Annotated in this window: 17 protein-coding genes; 10 read left to right on the forward strand and 7 right to left on the reverse strand. The window is 67.1% G+C overall.

What is annotated here, in order from left to right; translation table 11 throughout:
• Positions 1 to 9: 9 nt before the first annotated feature.
• From ACK3BB_RS22780 to ACK3BB_RS22790, 3 genes are all read right to left on the reverse strand, one after another.
• Positions 10 to 996 carry a helix-turn-helix transcriptional regulator gene (locus ACK3BB_RS22780; RefSeq protein ID WP_428929178.1) on the reverse strand — a complete coding sequence of 329 codons (987 nt, stop codon included), beginning with the start codon at positions 994 to 996 and terminating at the stop codon, positions 10 to 12.
• A gap of 128 nt (positions 997 to 1,124) precedes the next feature.
• On the reverse strand, positions 1,125 to 2,444 hold the full coding sequence (locus tag ACK3BB_RS22785) for an MFS transporter (RefSeq protein ID WP_428929179.1): 1,320 nt from the start codon (positions 2,442 to 2,444) through the stop codon (positions 1,125 to 1,127).
• Between the two features lie 25 nt (positions 2,445 to 2,469).
• The gene (locus ACK3BB_RS22790) at positions 2,470 to 4,644 is read right to left on the reverse strand and encodes a TonB-dependent receptor (protein ID WP_428929180.1); all 2,175 of its coding nucleotides are present in this window, start codon (positions 4,642 to 4,644) and stop codon (positions 2,470 to 2,472) included.
• Positions 4,645 to 4,900: 256 nt separating this feature from the next.
• Between ACK3BB_RS22790 and ACK3BB_RS22795 the strand changes: the two genes are divergently transcribed.
• From ACK3BB_RS22795 to ACK3BB_RS22825, 7 genes are all read left to right on the forward strand, one after another.
• Positions 4,901 to 5,371 carry an N-acetyltransferase family protein gene (locus ACK3BB_RS22795; protein ID WP_428929181.1) on the forward strand — a complete coding sequence of 157 codons (471 nt, stop codon included), beginning with the start codon at positions 4,901 to 4,903 and terminating at the stop codon, positions 5,369 to 5,371.
• Complete coding sequence (locus ACK3BB_RS22800; protein ID WP_428929182.1) at positions 5,371 to 6,423, forward strand: dipeptidase; 1,053 nt, start codon at positions 5,371 to 5,373, stop codon at positions 6,421 to 6,423. Before ACK3BB_RS22795 ends, ACK3BB_RS22800 begins: the two co-directional genes overlap by 1 nt.
• Positions 6,424 to 6,509: 86 nt before the next feature.
• Positions 6,510 to 8,111, forward strand: a complete 1,602-nt coding sequence (locus ACK3BB_RS22805) for an ABC transporter substrate-binding protein (RefSeq protein ID WP_428929183.1) — start codon at positions 6,510 to 6,512, stop codon at positions 8,109 to 8,111.
• A 13-nt stretch (positions 8,112 to 8,124) separates the two neighbouring features.
• The gene (locus ACK3BB_RS22810) at positions 8,125 to 9,174 is read left to right on the forward strand and encodes an ABC transporter permease (RefSeq protein ID WP_428929184.1); all 1,050 of its coding nucleotides are present in this window, start codon (positions 8,125 to 8,127) and stop codon (positions 9,172 to 9,174) included.
• Positions 9,171 to 10,082 (forward strand): ABC transporter permease, encoded by a 912-nt coding sequence (locus ACK3BB_RS22815; RefSeq protein WP_428929185.1) that lies wholly within the window; start codon positions 9,171 to 9,173, stop codon positions 10,080 to 10,082. The genes ACK3BB_RS22810 and ACK3BB_RS22815 overlap by 4 nt, the downstream gene beginning before the upstream one ends.
• Positions 10,083 to 10,320: 238 nt before the next feature.
• Positions 10,321 to 11,178, forward strand: coding sequence for an ABC transporter ATP-binding protein (locus ACK3BB_RS22820; RefSeq protein WP_428929186.1), 858 nt, complete (start codon positions 10,321 to 10,323; stop codon positions 11,176 to 11,178).
• On the forward strand, positions 11,175 to 11,930 hold the full coding sequence (locus tag ACK3BB_RS22825) for an ABC transporter ATP-binding protein (protein WP_428929187.1): 756 nt from the start codon (positions 11,175 to 11,177) through the stop codon (positions 11,928 to 11,930). The genes ACK3BB_RS22820 and ACK3BB_RS22825 overlap by 4 nt, the downstream gene beginning before the upstream one ends.
• Positions 11,931 to 12,007: 77 nt before the next feature.
• On the opposite strand, the gene ACK3BB_RS22830 is transcribed toward ACK3BB_RS22825, so the two are convergent.
• The 3 genes from ACK3BB_RS22830 to ACK3BB_RS22840 form a co-directional block, all read right to left on the reverse strand.
• Positions 12,008 to 13,378 carry a hypothetical protein gene (locus tag ACK3BB_RS22830; RefSeq protein WP_428929188.1) on the reverse strand — a complete coding sequence of 457 codons (1,371 nt, stop codon included), beginning with the start codon at positions 13,376 to 13,378 and terminating at the stop codon, positions 12,008 to 12,010.
• 108 nt (positions 13,379 to 13,486) lie between these two features.
• Positions 13,487 to 14,653 (reverse strand): iron-containing alcohol dehydrogenase, encoded by a 1,167-nt coding sequence (locus tag ACK3BB_RS22835; RefSeq protein ID WP_428929189.1) that lies wholly within the window; start codon positions 14,651 to 14,653, stop codon positions 13,487 to 13,489.
• Positions 14,654 to 14,752: 99 nt separating this feature from the next.
• Positions 14,753 to 16,198, reverse strand: a complete 1,446-nt coding sequence (locus ACK3BB_RS22840; protein ID WP_428929190.1) for an NAD-dependent succinate-semialdehyde dehydrogenase — start codon at positions 16,196 to 16,198, stop codon at positions 14,753 to 14,755.
• 194 nt (positions 16,199 to 16,392) lie between these two features.
• Between ACK3BB_RS22840 and ACK3BB_RS22845 the strand changes: the two genes are divergently transcribed.
• Entirely contained in the window at positions 16,393 to 17,154 is a 762-nt protein-coding gene (locus ACK3BB_RS22845) for an IclR family transcriptional regulator (RefSeq protein WP_428929191.1), read from the forward strand.
• 67 nt (positions 17,155 to 17,221) lie between these two features.
• Here ACK3BB_RS22845 and ACK3BB_RS22850 read toward each other — a convergent pair whose 3' ends face one another.
• Positions 17,222 to 18,235, reverse strand: a complete 1,014-nt coding sequence (locus ACK3BB_RS22850; protein ID WP_428929192.1) for a LacI family DNA-binding transcriptional regulator — start codon at positions 18,233 to 18,235, stop codon at positions 17,222 to 17,224.
• A 211-nt stretch (positions 18,236 to 18,446) separates the two neighbouring features.
• On the opposite strand from ACK3BB_RS22850, the gene iolG reads away from it, so the two are divergent.
• Complete coding sequence (gene iolG / locus ACK3BB_RS22855) at positions 18,447 to 19,433, forward strand: inositol 2-dehydrogenase (protein ID WP_428929193.1); 987 nt, start codon at positions 18,447 to 18,449, stop codon at positions 19,431 to 19,433.
• A gap of 116 nt (positions 19,434 to 19,549) precedes the next feature.
• Positions 19,550 to 20,473 (forward strand): sugar ABC transporter substrate-binding protein, encoded by a 924-nt coding sequence (locus tag ACK3BB_RS22860; protein WP_428929194.1) that lies wholly within the window; start codon positions 19,550 to 19,552, stop codon positions 20,471 to 20,473.
• The last annotated feature ends 4 nt before the right edge of the window (positions 20,474 to 20,477 follow it).

Consider the following 20,477-nt stretch of genomic DNA (forward strand, 5'->3'; position numbering starts at 1 on the left):
GGAGCGGTTTCATCCCGCGGCGGAGTTTGCCGCGATGGCCAGCCGGGCCTGCTTGCGGAAATCGCGCGGGGCGGCGCCGTATTTCTTGCGGAAGGCCGCGGCGAAATGGCCGAGGTTGGTGTAGCCCACGGCATTGGCCACTTCGGTGACCGACGCCTCGCCGCCGACCAGTGCCTCGCGGGCCAGGCTCATCCGGCGCGATGTCAGGTAGCTGTAGGGCGTGGTGCCGAAGAGCGCCTTGAAGCCCTTCTTGAGCTTGAAATCGTTGATCCCCACTTCCCGGGCCAGTTCCAGCAGCGAGGGCGGCTCGGCCACGCGGTCATCGAGGATCGCCCTCGCCCGGCGCAGCTGGCGGATGTCGCGCGGGCCAAGCCAGGCATCCTGGGCATGGCTGCAAAGCTGGTCCAGGGTCAGGCTGAGCAGCTCATAGGCCTTGGCCGTGCGGAACATGGGCAGCAGTTCCGACCGCAGGTCCGAGGCCATCAACTGGTGCAGCACGGCGCGCAGGTCGGGCAACAGCTGGATCGGGGGCAGAACGGGGCCGGTGGGGCAGCCCTGGCGCGGGGCCAGGCAGCCGGGGCAATGCTCGCGCAGCAGATCGGCCAGGCAGGCCGGCTGAACGGTGAGCAGGGCAAAGGCGCAGGGCCCGTCGGACGCGGCGATGCGCAGCGGCCGGTCGGCGGCCCGGGCCCGGCCGACGCTGGCGGTGCCGGCGGTCAGCAGGTGGCGCTGGCCGTGGCCGTCGCTCAGGGCCAGGGTGCCGGCATGGACACAGAGCAGGGCGGCATCCTCGGCCGGGCAGAGCGTGGCGCCGATGTCGTCGGGCAGGGTGTCACCGTGGAAGGTGACCAGCGTCAGCCGGTCGTCGATGCGGTGACGGGCCAGCCGGTGGGCCGGGCGGCCGGCGGGATCGGACGGGTCAAAGGGGCAGGACAGGGGAGAGGGCGCGGCATGGCTGGCCGCGCGATAGATGTCCCGGGGCGTTTCGATGAACATGGGGCCTCCAACTGATGAACAATTGATGAACACTGGGTCTGACAGGGACAGGTCGTCTGTCCGGCGGCGTGGCCGCCGCCGGTGAGGGGCGCAGATCGGGCGCCGGTCTGGCGCTGGTCAGGCAGGGATCAGTTCGGCCCGGCCGCCCCGATCGTTTCGGCCCAGCCGCGATTGGATGTTTCCGCCTCGCCTGCTCCGTCTGCCTTGTCCGGCCCGTCGGAGCCCTCGGCCCCGTCCGCTGCCGGGACACCGGGGGCGGCCAGGCGCCGGCGCAGGGCCAGGCAGAAGACAAAGGCCAGGCCCATGACACCGGCCGCGATGGCGATGGACGGGCCATAGCCCAGGGCGGCGGCCAGCTGCATCGCGCCGCCGCCGGCGACAAAGCCGGTCAGCAGGAACAGCGAATGCTGCACGGTGAAATCGCTGCCTTCGGTGCCCGGCCCGGTGCGCGCCATGATCAGCGTGACCACGGCCGTCGAGATGCTGTGATGGGCGCAGTAGAGCACGATGATCGCCGGCACGATCAGCCTCCCGGCTTCGGCCGTGCCGATCGGCATCAGGGCCAGCGCGGCCAGGGCCTCGATCGGCAGGACGGCCAGGATGACGACCACCGGCGACACTCGCACCAGCACCAGCCCGGTCAGGGCCACGGCGATCAGCGAGACCAGCGGGGCCGTGACATTGAGCAGGCTGCCCACGGCCGTGACACTCCAGCCGGCATCGACCAGCCCGGTCTGCAACATGGGAAAGACCATGCTGACGCCTATATTGACGACGATCAGGGTGATGGCCCAGCTGCCCATGCCGTCCTGCAACCAGACCCGCCACAGCCGCGACATGCCGGCATTTCGCGCGGAACGGGCCAGCCGGTCGGGCGCCTCGCCCGGTTCGCGGAAGCGCAGGATGGGGATCATCACGGCCAGCATGATGCCGGCCATGAACAGCAGGCCGACCTGCCAGCCGAGCGCGCCGTAGACATAGATCATGCCGCCCCCGCCCAGGATCAGGCCGAGCACGCCGCCGGCGACCTGGATCGCGTTGCCCGCTCCGCGCAGCGATGGCGGCAGCAGGCGGCAGGCGGTGGCATCGGCGGCGATGTCCTGGGTTGCGGCCAGCCCGGTCATGACCAGCGCCAGGATCAGCATCCGGGGGAACTGGGTCAGCGGGTCGAGCTGGCTGACCAGGACCAGCACGATGGCAATCCCGGCCTGGGCCAGCAGCAGCCAGGCCCGGTAATGGCCGAACCGGCCGAACCGGACCCGGTCGAGCAGCGGTGCCCAGAGGAACTTGAGCACCCAGACCATGCCCAGCCCGTAGAGCGCGCCGATCTGTTCCAGGCCCATGCCCTGATCCCGAAGGATCACGGGCAGGCCCATGAAGAAGAAGGCCACGGGCAGGAACTGGGACACGTAGAGCGCGGTCAGCAGGATCCAGTTGGACGTTTTCATGCGGGTCTCCGTCCGGGCATGGCGCTCAGAACCGCATCGTCACGCCGACGCCCAGCGTGCGCCCGCGCCCGACGACGACCGACGCCACGCCCGGGGCCAGCAGCGAGCCCTGCTGTTCGAGCGGCTCGTCGAGAAGGTTCTCGCCGAAGACGTAATATTCGGTGTTGCCGTTGGTCAGGCTGAGCCGGGCGTTGATGATATTGGCCGCCTCGAGGTCGAAGCTGTTGGCCGGATCGACCGCGCGTTCGGACACATAGCGCCACAGCACGGTGCCCGACACGGTGGCCTGCGGCAGGTTCAGGAAATCGGCCGGCCGGGTGTAGCTGGCGCTGAGCACCGTCGACAGGCGCGGGACGTTGGGCGTGTCGTTGCCCACGGTGCCGGCAAAGGACGACCCGCTCTCGACGCCGGTGATGGTCGAATGGGTCCAGACCAGCCCCGCACGCAGGGCAAAGCCGCTGTCGAACTGATAGCTGCCTTCCAGTTCCAGCCCGTAGTTCTCGACATCCATGTTCTCGATCGGGAAGGTGTTGCTGACCGCGTCATAGGTAAACACGGCCTCGTCGGTCACGTCGTTGTAGAACGCCACGGCCGACAGGAACCCGCGGTTTTCGGCAAAGGCCATCTTGGTGCCCAGCTCGTAGGACCAGATGCCGGTCTCATCATAGCCGGTCTCGGGCACGCCGTAGCTCGCATTGTTGGTAAAGCGCGGATAGCCGCCGGCCTTGGCGCCCTTGGCCACGCTGGCATAAAGCAGCTTGCCCGGGGCCAGCCGATAGCTCAGCGAGGCGCGGCCGGTCAGCATGTCAAAGCTGCGGCTGTCGGATTGCGCGAAACTGTCGACCGTGCCGGGCGTGCCGTTGCCGACAAAGGTATGGTCGATGGTCTTTTCCTCGTGGGTATAGCGCAGCCCGGCGCCGGCCTCGAAGGCCCCGGCAAAGGGCACGATGATATCACCGAAGATCGCCTGCGAGCGGGTGCCCAGCTCGACATGGCGGGTGCCGTTGTTGGTGGGGAAGAAATCGGCCACGCCCACGGCGTCTTCGGTATAGTCGTTCTTGGAAAAGGCCACGCCGACGACCCAGGGCACGGGCGCGCCCTCGGAGGATTGCAGGCGGAATTCCTGGTAGAGCTGGGTTTCGACCTGGTCCGAGATGTTGCTCTGGCCGTCGTCGGTGAACATGTCCGGCGGCAGGCCGCCCAGCAGGGCACCGAACAGGTAGCCGTCGCTGTTGTCGGTGAAATTGTGGATGTCGTACTTGAGATAGCTCGACACCGAGTACAGCTCGACCGCCCCGAAATCATGGCGGAAGTTCAGCGTGGCATAGCCCATCTTGCGCTCGAACGACGGGGTTTCCTGCCAGGCATTCGAATCCCGCAGCAGGAAGGGATAGCCGGAATCGCGGTTGTCGTTCTCGTAGCCCAGGCTCAGCGTGGCTTCGGTGTCGATGCTGGGCGACCAGCTCAGCGCGCCGCGGAAGGCGCCGACCTCGTAGCCGCCGATGTCGTCCTGGCCGGGCTCGTCGTTCTGAAGATAGCCGTCCTGGCGCACGAACCGCAGGGCGACCCGGCCGGCGACATCCTCGCTCAGCTGGGCGCCGCCTTCGAATTGCGCCCGGGCATAACCGTCGGTGCCCAGTTCCAGGTTGACGCTGCCCTCGTTGATGCCATCGGGCTGGCGGCTGCGCACGACGATGGCGCCGGCGGTCGAATTGCGCCCGAACAGCGTGCCCTGCGGGCCGCGCAGCACCTCGACCTGGTCGACATCCAGCAGCTGGCCGCTGACCCCGAAGACCGGGAAGGGCACGCCGTCAACGATGGTCGTGGTGGTCGAATTGTCGGGTGACAGCAGGGTCGACAGGGTGCCGACGCCGCGGATGATCGGCTGCGACGTGCGGGGGTCATCGCCGAAATTGGGTTGTTCATAGCCCGCGATGGCCCGCGACAGGTCCTCGGTGTCGTCGATCCGGTCAACCTCCAGCATCTCGCGGTCGGTCACCACGACGCTGACCGGCACGTCGACCATCTCTTCCTCGCGCCGCCGGGCGCCGATCGTGACCTCGCCCAGGTAGACCGGTTCATCCTCGTAGGTCACGCTTTGCGCCAGCACCATGTCCGGCACGAAAGAGAGCAGAACACCAACAATCGCAGTCCCTGCGCGCAGATCCGCACACGCGGCCAGCTTGAACATCTTCGCCATCCAATTTTCGTTTTTTCTGATTTTTCGCGACCAGGGCGCGTTGCAGGCCCCTCGGTTAGCTGACGGCAAGCCTAGGTCAGCCGGCCCGGGAGCTGTAGGCACAAGACCTTTGCGTTCAGACAATTCTGCTTTGCGAAAGGGCAGGGCGGCGGGCCGCGCCGGGGCGATGCCTTGCGCCACGGCACCCGGATCGGGGGGCGGCCGGCGCGCATTTTCGGCTTGCGCAGCCATTCGTTTTTTGTCGACAGTCCGCAGGATGAAGACCGCCGACCTGACCATCCGCCCGGCCCGGGCCGCCGATATCCCGGTGCTCGTTGCGCTTTATGCCGACGACGACCTGGGCAAGCTGCGCGAAGAGACCGGGGCGGCGCCCGACCAGGGCTACATGGAGGCCTTTGCGGCCATCGACACCGATCCCAACCACGTGCTGGCCGTGGGCGAATGCGACGGCCGCGTCGTGGCCACCCTGCTGCTGTCCTTCCTGCCGGGCCTGTCGCGCCATGGTGCCTGGCGGGCCCAGGTCGAGGCCATGCGCGTGGCCCGCGACCTGCGCGGGCAGGGGCTGGGCCGGCAGATGATCGACTGGGCGGTGGGACAGGCCCGCGCCCGGGGCTGCGCGTTGGTGCAGCTGACCTCGGACCAGCGCCGGCCCGAGGCCCATCGGTTCTATGAACAGGCCGGGTTCGTGCCCAGCCACCTGGGGTTCAAACTGAGACTGGACGATTGATGCCCGAGACGCCGCTTTTCTTCGATGGCCACAATGACACCGTCCTGCGCATCCTGCGCGGGCAGGTCACGGCCGAGCAGCTGGCCGCCGGCGTGGACGATGGGCATATCGACGCGCCCCGGGCCCGGAAGGGCGGCCTGGGCGGGGGGATCTTTGCGATCTTCACGCCCAATCCCGATGGCGCTTCGGACCGCGATGACCAGATGCGCCAGGCGCGGTACGACCTGCCCAAGCCCCGGCCGCTGGACCGCGATGTCGCCCTGGACTGGACCCGCCGGGGGTTCGATGCGCTGGAGGCCATGGACCGGGCCGGGGCGATCACCTTGTGCCGCAGCGTCGACGAGATCGCCGCCGCCCTGCCGGGGCCGCGGCTGGCCGCGACGATCCATATCGAGGGCGCCGAATGCATCGACCCCGACTTCGCCGCCCTGCACGAGTTCCACGCCCGCGGGCTGCGCTCGCTGGGCCCGGTCTGGAGCCGTGACACGATCTTTGGCCAGGGCGTGCCCTTTCGCTATCCGGCCGATCCCGACATCGGCCCGGGCCTGACCGATGCCGGCAAGGCGCTGGTGCGCGAATGCAACCGGCTGGGTATCATGATCGACCTGTCGCACCTGAATGCCGCCGGGATGGCCGACGTGGCGGCGATCTCGGATGCGCCGCTGGTGGCCACCCATTCCAATGCCTGGGCGGTCTGCCCGCATGCCCGCAACCTGGCCGACCGCCAGCTCGACATGATCCGCGACAGCGACGGCATGGTCGGCATCAACCTGGCCAGCGCCTTCCTGCGGCCCGACGGGCGCAAGGATGCGGATTTCGAGCTTGACATATTGCTCCGTCATTTTGACCATTTGGTCGAACGACTGGGCGAGGACCGTGTCGGCCTGGGATCGGATTTCGACGGCTCGCTGGTGCCGCGCCCGATCGGTGACTGCGCGGGTCTGCCCAATCTTGCGGCGGCGCTGCGCGCGCATGGGGTGGACGATGCGCTGATGACCAAGGTCACGCATGGTAACTGGTTGCGCGTGCTGCGGAAGACGTGGCGAGAGTGACCGGCAGCCGGATCGGCCCGGCGGCATGGCCCGCCGGATCGCAAGAGACACCAAGACAAGAAACACCAACTGGGAGTTTAGTAACCATGAAACAACGCAACCGTTTCATCGCCGCCGCCGTGGCCGCGATGCTGTCCGGGGCGGTGGCCGCGCCGGTGCTGGCAGAGACGCCGCCGAACATGCTGGTCATTGCCAACCGCATCGACGACATCAAGACGTTCGATCCGGCCGAGAGCTTTGAGTTCGCCGGCGCCGACGTGTCGCGCAATGTCTATGAAAAGCTGGTCAATTTCGATCCGCTCGACCTCGAAGCCGGGTTCGGCCCGCAGCTGGCCGAAAGCTGGGAGATCAGCGAGGACGGCACCACGATCACCTTCACCATGGCCGAGGGCCATGTCTTTGCCTCGGGCAACCCGGTGACGGCCAAGGATGCCGAGTATTCGCTGCGCCGCGCGGTGCTGCTGAACAAGACGCCGTCCTTCATCCTGACCCAGTTCGGCTTTACCGCCGACAATGTCGAAGAGACGATCGTCGCCACCGATGACAAGACCCTGGTCATCACGCTCGACAAGCCCTACGCCCAATCCTTCGTGCTGAACTGCCTGACCGCCACGATCGGTGGCATCGTCGACAGCCAGACCGTCATGGCCAACGAGGTCGACGGCGACATGGGCAACGAATGGCTGCGCACCAACACCGCCGGCTCGGGCCCCTACAAGGTCGTCGACTGGAAGCCGAACGAGAGCGTGCTGATGGATCTCAACCCGGAATACGGCGGCGACAAGCCGGCGATGGAACGGGTGATCGTCCAGCACATCCAGGAAAGCGCGACCCAGCGGCTGATGCTGGAACGCGGCGACATCGACGTTGCGCGCAACCTGTCGCCCGAGGACGTGGCCGGGCTGGGTGATGCCGATGGCGTCAAGATCGTCGACGAGCAGCGCGGCCAGATCATGTACTGGTCGGCCAACCAGAAGAACGAGATGCTGGCCGATCCCAAGGTCACCGAGGCGCTGAAATACGCCACGGATTATGCCGGGATGGAAGGGTCGTTCCTCGACGGCCAGTGGATCACCCACCAGGCCTTCCTGCCGCTGTCCTTCCTGGGCGCGCTTGAAGACAAGCCGTTCTCCTACGACATGGACGCGGCCAAGGCGGCCCTGGCCGAAAGCGGCTTTGCCGATTGCGGGCCGATCAAGATCTCGGTTCGCGAGGCGCAGGAGCGGATGGACATCGCCCAGAGCCTGCAGAACACCTGGGGTCAGCTGGGCTGTGACGTCGAGCTGATCGTCGGCACCGGTGCCCAGACGCTGGACCGCTACCGCGCCCGCGAGCATGACATCTACCTTGGTGCCTGGGGCCCGGATTACCCGGACCCGAACACCAATGCCGGCACCTTCGCGCTGAACCCCGACAATGCCGACGAGGCTGGCAACACCGGGTATCTCGCCTGGCGGAATGCCTGGGATCCGGCCGACATGAACGATGCGACCCTCGCCGCCGTGCAGGAAAACGACACGGCCGCCCGCAAGGCCATGTACGAAGAGATCCAAGCCGAGTTCCAGCAGGTCGCACCCTTCGGCATCATGTTCCAGCGTATCGAACAGAACGCGATGGCGGAGAATGTCGAGAATTTCGTGGCAGGGGCGGCGACAACGGCCGTGTCCTATTGGGTCATCACGAAGTAAGACCGTGGCCAACGTGACCGGAAACGGAGGGGCGCTGCGCGCGCCCCTCCAGGCAACATTCCTGGGCAAGGCCCTGCGGCTGGTCGTCACCGTGGCGATCACCCTGCTGGGCCTGCTGTTCGTGACATTCATGATCGGCCGCGTCATGCCGATCGACCCGGTGCTCGCCGTGATCGGCGAACGGGCGACGCAAGCACAATATGACGAGACATTCCTTGCCCTGGGCCTCGACAAGCCGCTGGTCGTGCAATTCGGCATCTACGTGCGCGACGTGCTGCAGGGCGATTTCGGGACATCCATCCGCACCGGCCAGAACGTGGCCGACGATATCGCGCGGGTGTTCCCCGCCACGCTGGAACTGGCCACGCTGGGCACGCTGATCGGCGTTGTCCTGGGCGTTCCGCTGGGGGTTCTGGCCGCCGTGCGCAAGGGCACCTGGATCGACCAGCTGGCCCGCCTTGTCGGGCTGATCGGCTATTCCATCCCGGTCTTCTGGCTGGGCCTCGTGGGTCTGCTGATCTTTTACGGCATCCTCGGTTGGGTTGCCGGGCCGGGCCGGCTGGGCATCTTCTACCAGGGGCTGGTCGAGCCGATCACCGGGCTCCTGCTGGTCGACAGCCTGCTGCGCGGCAACATCACCGTCTTCAAGGACGCGTTTTCCCACATCATCCTGCCGGCATCGATCCTGGCCTATTACTCGATGGCCTATATCAGCCGCATGACACGGTCCTTCATGCTGGAACAGCTGAGTTCCGAATACGTGACCACCGCCCGCGTCAAGGGCCTGTCGGAATGGAAGGTCGTCTGGCACCATGCGTTCCGCAACATCCGCGTGCAGCTGATCACCGTCATCGCCCTGGCCTATGCCAACCTGCTGGAAGGCTCGGTCCTGACCGAGATCATCTTTGCCTGGCCGGGTATCGGCAGCTACATCACGACCTCGCTGCTGGCCAATGACATGAATTCGGTCCTGGGCGGCACCATCGTGATCGGCACCATCTTCGTCGGTCTGAACATCTTTTCGGACCTTCTCTACCGCTTCCTTGATCCGAGGTCGAAATGAGCAGCGAAAGCCTCAAGGACTGGCTGCTCGCCGAAGAGCCGCAATCGCGCCGCCAGGCCCGCATGAGCGCCTGGTACCAGGGCTGGCTGACCTTCCGGTCGAACACCCTGGCCATGGTCGGGCTGATCATCCTGGCCCTGATCATCCTGGCGGCGATCTTTGCGCCGCTGCTGGCCAGCCACGATCCCTTTGCCCAGGACCTGGGCCAGCGCCTGCTGGCCCCGGGCGAGGCCGGGCACCTGCTGGGCACCGACAGCCTGGGCCGCGACATCTATTCCCGCCTGCTCTACGGGGCGCGGATCTCGATCTATATCGTGTTGCTCGTGGCCATGGTCGCGCCGCTGCTGGGCCTGGTGATCGGCACCATCGCCGGCTACATGGGCGGCTGGGTCGACGAGGTGCTGATGCGCCTGACCGACATCTTCCTGGCCTTTCCCCGGCTGATCCTGGCCCTGGCCTTTGTTGCCGCCCTGGGCGCGGGGATCGAGAACGCCGTGCTGGCCATTTCGCTGACCGCCTGGCCGCCCTATGCGCGGATCGCCCGGGCCGAGACGCTGACCATCCGTTCGGCCGATTTCATCCATGCCATCCGCCTTCAGGGCGCCGGCCCGATCCGCATCATCACGCGGCATATCTGGCCGCTGTGTATCTCTTCGCTGATGATCCGGGTGACGCTGGACATGGCCGGCATCATCCTGACGGCTGCCGGTCTGGGCTTCCTGGGCCTGGGCGCGCAGCCGCCCTCGCCGGAATGGGGGGCGATGATTTCCGAGGGGCGCAAGTACATCCTGGATTACTGGTGGGTCGCGACGATGCCCGGGCTGGCGATCTTTGCCATCTCGCTGGCGTTCAACCTGCTGGGCGACGGTCTGCGCGACGTGCTGGACCCGAAGGAGAGCGGATCGTGACCATCCATGACCGTATCGCCCGGGGGACCCCCGGGCCGCGCCGCATGGCCGAGTGCAGCATCCGAGCCACTTTGCCCGGCGGCAACGCCGGGCCGCGCCCGACCCTCCCCCCGGGAGGGCGCATCGTTTCCGTCCCGCACCGAACCCGCGGCATGGGCGCGACGATCTTGGCGATGACCGCAACCGCAGGAGGCGCCCACCCAGGCTCGGGCGCGTCCCTCCGCACGAGGTCCGACCGATGACCCACCTGATCGACGTGGAAAACCTGCGCGTCACCTTTCCGACCCGCTCTGGCACGTTCGAGGCCGTGCGGGGCATTTCCTTTACCCTCGGCCGCGAACGGCTGGGCATCGTCGGCGAATCCGGCTCGGGCAAGTCGATGACCGGCCGGGCGCTTCTGCGCCTGATCCGGCCGCCCGGCCAGATCACCGCCGACCGCATGGACATGAACGGCGAGAGCCTCCTGACCGCTTCCGATGCGCGCATGCGCAAGGTCCGTGGCCGGCAGATGTCGATGATCATGCAGGACCCCAAGTTCTCGCTGAACCCGGTGATGACCGTCGGCCAGCAGATGATCGAAGCCCTGCGCACCCATGAAAAGGTCTCGAAATCCCGGGCCCGCGAACGGGCGCTGGAAATGCTGGACGAGGTGGCCATCCGCAATCCCGAACGGGTGCTGAACCTCTACCCGCACGAGGTCTCGGGCGGGATGGGCCAACGGATCATGATCGCCATGATGCTGCTGCCGAAGCCCGAGATCCTGATCGCCGATGAACCGACCTCGGCGCTCGATGTCTCGGTGCAGCTGCAGGTGCTGGATATCATGGACAAGCTGGTCAAGGACCGGGGCATGGGGCTGATCTTCATCAGCCACGATCTGAACCTGGTGGCCAAGTTCTGCGACCGCATCGCGGTGATGTATGCCGGGCGCATCGTGGAAACCTGCAAGGCCAGCGAGCTGCGCAATGCGCGCCATCCCTATACGCTGGGCCTGCTGAACGCGGTGCCCGACCTGGAACACCCCCGTGACCGGCTGGACGTGCTCGTGCGCGACCCGGCCTGGCGCGAGGCCCCGTCGGTGAGTGCGCGCACATGAACGCCATCGAAACCCGCAACCTCGATGTCTGGTTCGGCACCGGCACCGAGGTCACCCACGCCGTGCAGGATGTCACCTTTGACGTCGCCCGGGGCGAAAGCTTTGGCCTTGTCGGCGAGAGCGGCTCGGGCAAATCGACCATCTTGCGCATCATCGCCGGGCTGGTGCCCGACTGGACCGGCGCGATCAGCGTCGGGGGCGAGCCGCTGACGGGCGAAAGGCGCAGCCGGGCCTTTCACAAGAAGGTGCAGATGGTCTTTCAGGACCCCTATGCGTCATTGCACCCGCGCCAGACCGTCGATCGGGTGCTGTCCGAGGCGATGGAGCTGCAGGGCATCACCGATGTCGACCGGCGGATCGGCAAGCTGTTGTCGGATGTCGGCCTGGGCTCGGGCTTTCGGTTCCGCTATCCGCACCAATTGTCGGGCGGCCAGCGCCAGCGCGTGGCCATCGCCCGGGCGCTGGCGCCCGAACCGGAAATCCTGCTGCTGGACGAGCCGACCTCGGCGCTGGACGTGTCGGTGCAGGCCGAGATCCTGAACCTGCTGGCCGACCTGCGGGCCGAGCTGGGGCTGACCTATGTCATGGTCTCGCATGACCTGGGCGTGGTCGGCCACCTGTGCGAACGCGCGGCGGTGATGAAGGACGGCCGGTTTGTCGAGGTGCTGGGCATCGAGGCCATGCGCCGGCTGGACGTGCAGGACGATTACACCCGCCACCTGCTGGAAAGCTCGATCCGTTCGATCCGCTGAACCGGCGGCTTCAGCCATGAAAAACGGGGGCCCGAAGGCCCCCGTTTGCGTTTGCGGATCTGTCAGGACGCGCCGGGTCAGGCCGACGGCTGATCCTTGACAAAGGTCTTGTCGGTCTCGCCGCGGAAGAAATCGCGCCCGTAGACCAGGATGCAGAGCACGACGCCCACGCCAAAGGCCCAGGCCGCGCCACGGGTGGCGAGCACGGCGGCGACGATGCCGGCGATGCCGAGGTCGCGCTGCGACCGGGCTTCCATGACGCCGATCCGCACCGAGACATAGCCCTGGATCAGCAGGGTCAGGGCCAGGGCGATGCCCAGAATGGGCTGTACCAGGGTGACGATGGGCATCAGCAGCAGGCCGGTGTTGGTGCCCCAGCGGAACGAGCCGGCACCGCCAAAGATCGAATCCATGGTCTTCTTGCCCTGGGTGAAGCGCTCGACGATGACCACGTGCATGGCCGACCACAGCGGGCCGCACATCGCCACGTCGGGGCCGACGATCGACATGACCGAGTTCCGCGCGCCAAAGATCATGTGGGCCCGGTCGGGGCTGTAGTCGATCTTTTCGTCGGGGCGTTCGGCATCGGCCTCTTCGAGGATGGCCTTGGATTGCAGCACGTCACCGAAGAGCACGATATAGGCCGCCAGAACCGTGGGAATGGCGCTGATGAACATGTGCAGCGGCGGCAGGCCCAGGCCGAAGACGGTGTATTCAGCGAAGAGCGTGGCGAAATCGGGTTTCGAGATGCCCCATTCCAGGTCCGGCCAGGGGGCCTCGCCGAAGATCGGCGCCACGATGATGGCCAGGGCGACGATGGGGAAGATGCCCAGCTTGCCGATCAGGCCGAACAGGGCGACATCGCGTTTCAGCTTGGCGAAATGGCGCGAGAAGATGACGTAGAACGCGATGCCCACGGCAATGGTGATGGTGAAGGGGAAGCTGTCGAAGCGCCCGCCGACCTTGAAGACCGAGATTACGGCGGCGATGCCCGCGCCGATGATGACGCCCGACTTGATGGCCTGTGGAATGGCCGCGACAACCTTGTGGGCCAGGCCCGACGCCCCGATGAAGATCGAGAAGAGCCCCAGCAGCAACTGGAAGGATATCAGCGCGTGCACCCGTTCAGGGCCTTCGGGGAAGGCCGCGCAATAGGCCATCAGCAGCGGGATGGCCGGGGTGATCCAGCCCGGCACGACCGGGTCGCCCAGCAGGTGGTGGGCCAGGTAGAGGACCCCGTTCATCATGACGACGGCCAGGGCCACCTCGAAGGGCATGTTCAGCAGCTCGACCATCAGCGGGATCGCCGCCAGGTCGACCGCGCACATCAGCAGGCCCTGGAAATAATCGGGCCATTCGAAGCGGTAATGCAGGAAGGGCAGGCGGATCTTGAATGGCCCCGCCGGCCAATAGGGCGTTTCCTGCCCGTCGATACGTTGAATTCTCACTGAAGTCTCCTCGCTTGGAACGCAGGTCGGGGCCCTCTCTCTCCTGGGGCCGGTTGGGGGGCGGGGCGCTGCACCTGCGATACGTGGGAGCGCCCCGGGTCTGGCCCGTCAGAAAGCTTCGCGGTAGAGCGCGAGCGCGTCGGCCTCGGTCACTTCGACGGGGTTGTTGATCAGCAGCCGGGTCTGCAGCATGGCGTCACGGGCCAGCATCGGCAGGTCGGCTTCGGGCACGTCGACATCGCGCAGGCGCAGCGGCGCGCCGGAGCGGTCCATCAGGTCCTGCATGAAATTGACGAAGCTGGCCGAACGGGCCTGGGTGCCTTCGTCCGACGGGCCGATGACCACGTCGGCCAGCTGGGCATAGAGATCGGCCGCGGCGGTCATGTTGTAGCGCAGGACCGGGCCCAGCATCAGGGCATTGGTCAGCCCGTGGGGCAGGTGGTAATGGCCGCCCAGAGGATAGGCCAGGGCATGGACCGCGCCGACGGGGCTGTTGGAAAAGGCCTGGCCGGCCAGGGTCGCGCCCAGCAGCATGGCCTCGCGCGCGGCCCGGTTGCCACCGTCCTGGCAGGCGGTGATCAGGTTGGCGCTCATCAGGCGCAGGGCCTCGCGGGCAAAGACATCCGACAGCAGGTTCTTCTTGTGCTGGCCGGTGAAGGCCTCGATGGCATGGACCATGGCGTCGATGCCCGTGGCCGCGGTCTGTACCGCCGGCAGGCCGGTGGTCAGCTCGGCATCCAGCAGCACGCGGTCGGCGTAGAGCTGGTGCGAGACGATGCCCATCTTGGTGGTCTCGCCGGTGGTCAGGATGGTGATGTTGGTCACTTCCGAGCCGGTGCCGGCCGTGGTCGGCACCTGGACCAGCGGCGTGCGCCCGCCCTGGACATTGCCGATGCCATAGAGTTCGGCCAGCGGCTGTTCCGACACCAGCATGACGGCCACCAGCTTGGCGATGTCCATCGACGAGCCGCCGCCCAGGCCCAGCACGATATCGGCCCCGGCCGCGCGGGCCTGGTCGACGCAGGCGGTGACGATGGCCTCGGGCGGGTCGGCCACCACGTCGTCGAAGACCGTGACGGAAAACCCGTGCGCGGCGAGCGAGGCCTTGGCCGGGTCGAGCAGGCCGTTTTCATGCAGGAACTTGTCGGTGACGATCAGCAGGTTGCGTTCGGTGAACCAGCCTTGCAGCAGCTCGCCCAGCCGTTGGGCGCCGCCCCATTCCACCAGCATGGCGCCGGGCGTGTCGAAGGAAAACGGTTTGATACCATCGGTCATTGAACTTGTCCTCGGTGAACGGAAAGGGGGGGGAAAGCAGGGGCGGGGCCGGCTTGCCGCCCCGGTCCGCCGGACCGGGACGCGCGCGGCCCGCGCCGGTCAGATCGCGCTGCAGACGTATTTCAGCTCGAGGTAATCCTCGATGCCGTATTTCGACCCTTCGCGACCCAGGCCCGATTGCTTGACCCCGCCGAAGGGCGCGACCTCGTTCGAGATCAGGCCGGTGTTGTGCCCGACCATGCCGTATTCCAGCGCCTCGGACACGCGCACCATGCGGGAATGATCGCGGGTGTAGAAATAGGCCGCCAGGCCGAAGATCGTGTCATTGGCCATGGCCACGGCCTCGTCTTCGGTGTCGAAGGCAAAGAGCGGGGCGAGCGGGCCGAAGGTCTCTTCGGTGGCCACCTTCATGTCGGGGGTCACGCCGGTCAGGATCGCCGGTTCCAGGAACAGCCCGCCCAGGCGCTTGCCGCCCTGCACCAGCGTTGCGCCCTTGGACACGGCGTCGTTGATGTGGTCCTCGACCTTGTCCAGCGCCTTGGGCTCGATCATCGGGCCGATGTCGGTGCCCGGCTCGGTGCCGTTGCCGACCTTCAGCGCGCTGACCTTCGCGGCCAGTTTCTCGGCAAAGGCCTCGTAGACGCCGCGCTGCACCAGGATACGGTTGGCGCAGACGCAGGTCTGGCCGGCATTGCGGTATTTCGAGGCCATGGCACCATCGACCGCGGCATCGAGATCGGCGTCGTCGAAGACGATGAAGGGCGCGTTGCCGCCCAGTTCCAGGCTGACCTTCTTGATCGTGTCGGCGCATTGGGCCATCAGCAGCCGGCCGACTTCGGTCGAGCCGGTGAAGGACAGCTTGCGCACCACGTCGCTGTCGGTGATGACCTTGCCGATCTTGCTGGCCGGGCCGGTGACGACCTGGAACACGCCGGCGGGAATGCCGGCCCGTTCGGCCAGCTCGCCCAGGGCCAGGGCGGTCAGCGGGGTCAGGTCGGCCGGGCGCACGATCATCGAACAGCCGGCGGCCAGGGCCGGCGCGGCCTTGCGCGTGATCATTGCCGCGGGGAAGTTCCAGGGCGTGATCGCCGCGGTCACGCCGATCGGCTGGCGCAGAACGGTGATGCGCTGGCCGGTCTTGGGCGCCGGGATCGTGTCGCCATAGACCCGCTTGGCCTCTTCGGCGAACCATTCCACGAAGGAGGCCGCATAGGCGATCTCGCCCTTGGCCTCGGCCAGCGGCTTGCCCTGTTCCAGGGTCATGATCAGGCCGAGATCCTCGGTGTGCTCGACCATCAGCTCGAACCAGCGGCGCAGCACGGCGGCCCGGTCCTTGGCCGCCCAGCCCGCCCATTCCGCCTGGGCCAGGCGCGAAGCTTCGATGACTGCGGGGATTTCCTCGGGTGCCATCGACGGCACCCGGCCCACGACCGAACCATCGGCCGGGTTGGTCACCTCGATCACCTGGCCCGAGACCGCCTGGACCCATTGGCCGTTGACCAGGCAGGCGTCTTTCATCAGCGAGGGATCTTTGAACGTGGGCATCGGAACCTCATGTGGTTGGATCTGGCTTGACTGCATGTTCCACATGTGGAACGTCGTTTGCAGTATGGAACGTGTGCCCGTGTATACAGCGCTGACGGGTGACGGCAACCGTTTTCCCGACGTCGAACGGAGGAAAGCGTTTGTGCCCGGGTCAACCGCCGGGCGAAGAAGGCGCGTCGATGAAAGGAGACCGGATGACCGAAGCCCCCAAGCGCCGCGCCCCCGCGGCAGAGCGCGCCGTGCAGATCCTCGACCGGCTGGCCGCCGCGCCCGACCCGCTGGGCGTGTCGGAGTTGGCCCGCGACATCGGCGCGCCCAAAAGCTCGGTCTACGGGATCTGCGAAACGCTGGTGGCGGCCGGGGTGCTTTATGCCGATACGGGTGGCTACAGTTTCACGGCCCATTGCCTGCGCTGGAGCGGGGCCTACCTGAACCGGTCGTCGCTGGTGTCGGAATTCCAGCGCCTGCTGGCCAAGGACGGGCGGCTGGCCAATTACACCGTGACGCTCTCGGCGCTGGAAGGGGACGAGGTGGTCTACCTGGCCTGCCGCAACTCGGACCGGCCGCTGGGCTTTACCTTTCAGATCGGCATGCGGCTGCCGGCGGTCTATTCGGCCACGGGCAAGGCGATGCTGTCGCACCTGCCCGATGCCGCGCGGCAGGACATCCTGGCCGGGCCCTGGCGGGCGCCCTTCACGCGCAACAGCGTGGCCGGGCCCGAGCGGTTCGAGGCCGACGCCCGGCTGTGGCGCGACCGGGGCTATGCGGTGGACAATGGCGAGATCCGCGACGGCATGGTCTGCCTGGGCGCGGCGATCCTGGATCCGGCCGGGGCGCCGGTGGCGGGGATTGCCATTTCGATGACCAGCGCCGAGGCGGGCGAGGACGTGCAGCGCGAGCTGGGGGCCATCGTGCAGGACATCGCCGGTTCCCTGGCGCCGCACGGGATGGGGTGATTGCGGGGGTGATCGAGGGCGCGCCGGGGCGCCCCCTCATCCCCCCTTGCAGGGGGCCTCGGGCGGCTCAGGCGCTGTCGCGGATGACCAGCTGGCCTTCGAAGGTGCGGTCGAGGTTGGTCGTCTCGGGGCTTTCCAGCACGTCGACCAGGTAATTGGCCATTTCGGTCATCGGCTGGCGGTAGGTCGTCAGCCGGTAATTGGGGCTTTCGCATTGCGGCACGTCGTCGAAGCCGATGACGGCAATATCCTCGGGGATGCGCAGCTTGAGCCGGTGGCGGATCGTGTCGATCACGCCAAGCGCCAGGGCATCGTTTTCGCAGACGATGATGTCGGGGTGATCGGCCCGATCGCGGCCCTGCATGGTCTGCAGGAAGACATCGGCGGCCAATATCGGGTCATAGGACGCCACGGCCACCGATTCGGGTTCGGTCCCGAAGCGCTCGCGCCAGAACTCGATGAAGGTTTCCTTGCGCATCAGGTGGGCCGAGAAGGTGCGCGGGCCGGCCAGGTAGAGCGGCCGGCGATAGCCGCGTTCCTGGACATAGGCCGCGATCTTGCGCGTGGCCAGCACGTCGTCGACGGCGATCGAGATCGTGTCGGGGTTCTGCGACGTGCGGGCAAAGATGATCAGCTTCTTGAACCGCCGCGCGCCATGGGCCGCGCTCAGCACGGAATCGTTGAACTGGATGCCGATCAGGATCGTCGCATCCACCCGGCGCTGGCTGGCATTCAGCAGGGCCGGGGCGGTGTCGTCGGGATCGAGCGTGTTGACCAGCAGCGTGTCCCAGCCGCGCGAGCGCAGGGCGCGGGTCAGCCGTTCGAGCATGACCAGCTTGTGGGGATTGGCGAAATCGTCGACCAGCAGGGCCACGAGGTTGGACCGGGTCGAGGCCAGGGCCGCAGCGCGCAGGTCGGGCACGTAGCCCAGCGATTGCGCGGCCGTCATGACCTTTTCCCGCGTGGCCGGCGAGATCGAGGCCTCCTTGCGGAAGGCCCGGTTGACCGTCCAGCGTGATACCCCGGCCGCCGCTGCGACATCGTCGGCCGTGACATTGGCCGGCAGGTCGTTTTCCTTCACGTCTTTCCCGCTCCCTGGGTGGTGGGCCCGCGCGGTGCGGGGCCTGTCTTGCCTTGTCTACCCGTACCCTCAATCGGTGGGGATTGCACGTGCAATGCACGCGCGAGCAGAATCTTTGCACGCGCGTGCAAAAACATCTTGCACGCGCGTGCAAGGCTGCTATGCCTATGCCAACACGCGGCGTTGGAGGCGCTGCAACAGGGAGAAGACAATGCTCAAGGTAGGTTTGCTGGGCGCTGGCCGGATCGGCCAGGTGCATGCCGTCAACATTGCCGGCAACCGGCGCTCGACGCTGGTGGCCGTGTCGGATGTGCAGGCTGAGGCCGCCGCCGAGCTGGCCGCGCGCCACGGGGCCCAGGCCCGGACGTCGGACGAGATCCTGGCCGATCCGGCCATCGATGCGGTGCTGGTCGCCACCTCGACCGACACCCATTCCGACCTGATCGAGGCGGCCACCGCCGCGGGCAAGGCCGTGCTCTGCGAAAAGCCCGTCGACCTGTCGCTGGACCGGGCACAGGCCTGCCTGGACCGCGTGTCGGCCACCGGCCGCCCGGTGATGATCGGGTTCAACCGCCGTTTCGATCCCAATTTCGCGGCGCTCAAGACGGCGAGCCTTGCCGGCGAGATCGGCAAGGCCGAGCTGCTGTCGCTGACGTCCTTCGACCCGGCCCCGCCGCCGGTCAGCTATATCAAGGTCTCGGGCGGGCTGTTCCGCGACATGATGATCCACGATTTCGACATGGCCAATTTCCTGATGGACGACCGGCCCGTCAGCCTGCGCGCCGTGGGCAGCAGCCTGGTCGATCCCGAGATAGGCGCGGCCGGCGATGTCGACACGGCCGTGGTCACCCTGACCTATGCCGACGGGCGCATCGCGGTGATCAAGAACAGCCGCCGGGCGGTCTATGGCTATGACCAGCGGATCGAACTGCTGGGCGCCGAAGGGCTGCTGCAGGCCAACAACATGCTGGAAAACACGGTTGTCAAATCGACCACCGCCGGGGTCGTGTCGGCCAAGCCCACCTATTTCTTCCTCGAACGTTACATGCCGGCCTATGCCGCCGAATGGGAGGCCTTTGTCGCGGCCATGCTCGACGGCCAGGCCATGCCGGTAACGCTGGAAGACGGGATTGCCGCGCTGGCACTGGCCGAGGCCGCGACCCGCTCGGCCCGCAGCGGCGAGAGCGTCGCGCTCTGAGGAGGAGGAATTTCGCCGCCCCGCCCGGCGGGGGGCGATGCAGAGGTCCGGCGTGGGAGCGCGGGGCATGGGGGCGGCGTGCCGCGTCGCCCGATTTCCAGGGAGGAAAACCACATATGAACAAGCTTCTTGCATCCGCGGCCACCGCTGCCGCCCTGGCCATCGCCGGTCCGGCGCTGGCGGCCGACATCATCGTTGTCGCCCATGGTCAGGCCAATGACCCCTTCTGGTCGGTCGTCAAGAACGGCGTGCAGAAGGCCGGCGAGGACACCGGGGCCAATGTCGAATTCCGCTCGCCCGAGACCTTTGACATGGTCCAGATGAGCCAGATGATCGACGCCGCCGTGAACCAGGAGCCCGACGGGCTGGTCGTGTCGATCCCCGACGCCGATGCGCTCGGGCCGTCGATCCAGCGCGCGGTCGAGGCCGGCATTCCGGTGATCTCGATGAACTCGGGGTCGGACGTGGCCCATGAGCTGGGCGCGCTGCTGCACGTCGGCCAGTCGGAATACGATGCCGGCAAGGCCGCCGGGGCCAAGCTGGCCGAGATGGGCGGCACCAAGGGCATCTGCGTGAACCAGGAAGTGGGCAACGTGGCGCTCGACCTGCGGTGCGAAGGCTTTGCCGACGGGTTCGGCCAGGAGGTCACCGTCATCCCCACGATGAACGACCCGACCGAGGTGGAATCCAAGGTCCGCGCCGCGCTCGATTCCGATCCCGATGTCGACACCGTGCTGGGCCTGGGCGCCTCGCTGGTGGGCGAACCGGCCGTGGCCGCCGTCGAGGCGCTGGGGCGTGACGACGTGCTGATCGCGTCCTTCGACCTGTCGGCGGGCTTTCTCGAAGCCGTGGCCGAGGGCAAGGCCGCCTTTGCGATCGACCAGCAGCAGTTCCTGCAGGGCTACCTGCCCGTGGCCTTCCTGGCGCTCAATGCCCAGTTCGGCCTGATCCCGGGCGGCGATGTGCCCTCGGGCCCCAACCTGGTGACCCAGGACGCGGCCGGCCAGGTCATCGACCTGTCGGCCCAGGGTATCCGCTGATCGC

This window comes from Marinibacterium sp. SX1 (assembly GCF_050389775.1).
In the GTDB taxonomy this organism is placed as follows: domain Bacteria; phylum Pseudomonadota; class Alphaproteobacteria; order Rhodobacterales; family Rhodobacteraceae; genus Marinibacterium.

Bases quoted from the DNA above. Each gene is read 5' to 3' on its own strand.
- ACK3BB_RS22860 (WP_428929194.1), top strand. From the start codon at position 19,550: ATGAACAAGCTTCTTGCATCCGCGGCCACCGCTGCCGCCCTGGCCATC.
- ACK3BB_RS22800 (WP_428929182.1), top strand. From the start codon at position 5,371: ATGCCCGAGACGCCGCTTTTCTTCGATGGCCACAATGACACCGTCCTG.
- ACK3BB_RS22820 (WP_428929186.1), top strand. From the start codon at position 10,321: ATGACCCACCTGATCGACGTGGAAAACCTGCGCGTCACCTTTCCGACC.
- ACK3BB_RS22785 (WP_428929179.1), bottom strand. From the start codon at position 2,444: ATGAAAACGTCCAACTGGATCCTGCTGACCGCGCTCTACGTGTCCCAG.
- ACK3BB_RS22815 (WP_428929185.1), top strand. From the start codon at position 9,171: ATGAGCAGCGAAAGCCTCAAGGACTGGCTGCTCGCCGAAGAGCCGCAA.
- ACK3BB_RS22805 (WP_428929183.1), top strand. From the start codon at position 6,510: ATGAAACAACGCAACCGTTTCATCGCCGCCGCCGTGGCCGCGATGCTG.
- ACK3BB_RS22840 (WP_428929190.1), bottom strand. From the start codon at position 16,198: ATGCCCACGTTCAAAGATCCCTCGCTGATGAAAGACGCCTGCCTGGTC.
- ACK3BB_RS22835 (WP_428929189.1), bottom strand. From the start codon at position 14,653: ATGACCGATGGTATCAAACCGTTTTCCTTCGACACGCCCGGCGCCATG.
- ACK3BB_RS22795 (WP_428929181.1), top strand. From the start codon at position 4,901: ATGAAGACCGCCGACCTGACCATCCGCCCGGCCCGGGCCGCCGATATC.
- iolG (WP_428929193.1), top strand. From the start codon at position 18,447: ATGCTCAAGGTAGGTTTGCTGGGCGCTGGCCGGATCGGCCAGGTGCAT.
- ACK3BB_RS22780 (WP_428929178.1), bottom strand. From the start codon at position 996: ATGTTCATCGAAACGCCCCGGGACATCTATCGCGCGGCCAGCCATGCC.
- ACK3BB_RS22825 (WP_428929187.1), top strand. From the start codon at position 11,175: ATGAACGCCATCGAAACCCGCAACCTCGATGTCTGGTTCGGCACCGGC.
- ACK3BB_RS22845 (WP_428929191.1), top strand. From the start codon at position 16,393: ATGACCGAAGCCCCCAAGCGCCGCGCCCCCGCGGCAGAGCGCGCCGTG.
- ACK3BB_RS22790 (WP_428929180.1), bottom strand. From the start codon at position 4,644: ATGGCGAAGATGTTCAAGCTGGCCGCGTGTGCGGATCTGCGCGCAGGG.